2 protein-coding genes are annotated in these 2,248 nt (G+C 72.4%); both read right to left on the bottom strand.

Annotation, left to right across the window (positions count from 1 at the left end):
- Window positions 1-677 precede the first annotated feature (677 nt).
- On the bottom strand, window positions 678-1,100 hold the full coding sequence (locus FNQ90_RS20255; protein ID WP_182607672.1) for a PPOX class F420-dependent oxidoreductase: 423 nt from the start codon (window positions 1,098-1,100) through the stop codon (window positions 678-680).
- Between the two features lie 181 nt (window positions 1,101-1,281).
- On the bottom strand, window positions 1,282-1,722 hold the full coding sequence (locus FNQ90_RS20250) for an ATP-binding protein (protein ID WP_143624416.1): 441 nt from the start codon (window positions 1,720-1,722) through the stop codon (window positions 1,282-1,284).
- Window positions 1,723-2,248: the final 526 nt, after the last annotated feature.

Below are 2,248 nucleotides of genomic sequence, written 5' to 3'. Positions count from 1 at the left end.
CAGGGGTCGGGGGTGTCGGTGTCGACGACGCACACGTCGGCGCGGGTGAGCCGGTCCCCCTCCGTGGCCTCGCGCCATGAGGTCGCCTCGACGCGCAGTTCCGGATCGGCGCCCAACGCGGCGGCGAGAGCGCTGCGCAATAAGGGGGTTTCGTGCACCAGCAGTACCCGGATCACCGGCGATCCCACTTTCTGTCGACTCGTCCACGTGTGGGTGGACACCGGGCCATGGTGCGGCCCGGGGAGCGGACACAGAAGAGGGCCCGGGCTCCCGGGGGCTCGGCCCGGAGGGCTCGCCGGGGCGGGCCCGGGTCGGGACGGGGCCGGGGCCCGGTGGCCACCCCCGGGGGCGGAGTGGATCACCGCTGGTCGGCCGCGTGGTGGAGGAGTGTGTCGGAGTGGTGACCCTCATGGGCGCCCGGGGGCGCACGCGGGGCGCGTGAAACCCCGGGCACGCTCCCAGCGCCTCACTTTTCACCCCCGGGGCGCCCGTACACATGTTCGCCACCGAGTGTCGGGGGCCTCGGCGCCGCGCGGCCCCGATCCCGCCCGGCGCCACCTCCTCCGCCCGGGCACCCGGTACCGCCCCGCCGGTCGGTCGTCAGCCGACCCGACGGCCCCCGGGAGTGGTTCGGTGCGGCCCGGCGGACGGGTGGGAGGGCCCGGACCCGACCGAACTCAACCGCCGGACTGGTCGTTGTCCTTCATCTCGCCCCAACCGTGCCAGCGGTCGATCTCGATCCACGCGCTCACCCGAGCCCGGTCGCGCACCGGATAGGGCTTGCCCGTGTAGTGGCGGGAGAGCCGGTCGATGTCGGTGAGACCGGTGTCGTCCCGGATGTCGACGACGTGCCCGATCAGGCTGACGTGGGTGTACCAGCTCTGCTCGTCCATGACGCTCAGGGTCACCCGGGGGTCGCGGCGCACATGGGCCAGGCGTCGACGGCCCTCGTCCATGTTGACCAGGACCCGGCCGTCCTCCCACAGGTACCAGGTGGGAGTGGCGACGGGGGTGCCGTCCGAGCGCAGCGTGGCGATCACGCAGGGGTTGGGGCGGGTGAGCATCTCGATCGCGCCCGACGGCAGCGGCGGCTTGGACACACGAACTCCTCGGCGGTCCTCGGCGGCGGTGCCGAGCACGGCGGGGGCCGCGCCCGGCCGGGTGGCACCAGCATCGCGGACACCGGGGGCCCGGGCCCGGAGGCGCGGCCCCGGGCCCCCGGCGTGTCCGCCGTACGGCTTCCCTCCGGCCCCGCCGGGGACGGTCACCCGCCGACGGTGATCAGCTCCCGTCGGACCCCAACGGCACCGCGAACCACACCCACTTACCACCGGGTACCCGGGTGCAGCCGAGGGCCCCGGTCATCTCGCGCAGCAGCCACAGGCCCCGCCCACCCTCGGCGTCCCAGTCCGGGACGGTGACCATCGGCACCCGCGCGCAGTGGTCGAACAGCCGCACCCGGACCGTCGGTCCGACGTGGTGCAACTCCAACCGGCACCGCGGATCCCCCGCGTGCTTGACCACGTTGGAGAGGAGTTCGGAGACTCCCAGCCGGATCACCGATACGGCGTCGGCGTCCCCGCCCCTCCACCGCACCGTGCGTCCGGCCTCGTCACGCCACCGCTCGATGTCCCCGGCGGATGCGGTGATGTCCCACCCGGATTCGTTCCGGTGACCGGGGAGACGGTCCCGACGACCGATGATGGATTCGGTATCGGTCATCGAAATCCTCCGACACATCACTGGCCACCCGGCACCCTCGGGGGACGAACGCCCGCAACGGACGCGCGACACCGGGCGGTACCGAACCACCGGGGCATCCGGCCCGGGCGTCGCATCCCGACAAGGGCACGTTGTCATGACGGGAATGCGGCGCGCAAGCCCACCTCACGGTTTCCGCCACTGACGGGAATGCCGCCCGGGGGATTCCCCGGGCGGGAGAGCGGGGGACGGGGCCCGAGGACACCCGAACGCCGGAGGGGGTGTCGGGCCCACCAGCAACGACGCACGGCCGCGGAGGAGTTGCGGCTTCCCCCGGAGATCCGGCACTCCCGCCCCCGGGCGGAAAGAGCACCGGATTCGCACCGCTCACCACCGATCGACCGAATCCCTTTACGAAATACCGTGACCGGATGAAGGGATCGCGAATCGCCTCTTCCGAGAACACGAAAAGGGCGGATAACGAAAATTAATTCACCGGGAAATCTTCGGGGGAAACCTTGCCCACCCCCGGGGAACGGACCGGAAG

This window comes from Streptomyces alkaliphilus (assembly GCF_014141535.1).
Classification (GTDB): domain Bacteria; phylum Actinomycetota; class Actinomycetes; order Streptomycetales; family Streptomycetaceae; genus Streptomyces; species Streptomyces alkaliphilus.
The sequence above is the reverse complement of the archived record's forward strand: the minus strand, read 5'-3'. Positions and strand labels throughout refer to the sequence as shown.

Coding starts and splice junctions, on each gene's coding strand:
- FNQ90_RS20250 (WP_143624416.1), bottom strand. CDS start 1,722: ATGACCGATACCGAATCCATCATCGGTCGTCGGGACCGTCTCCCCGGT.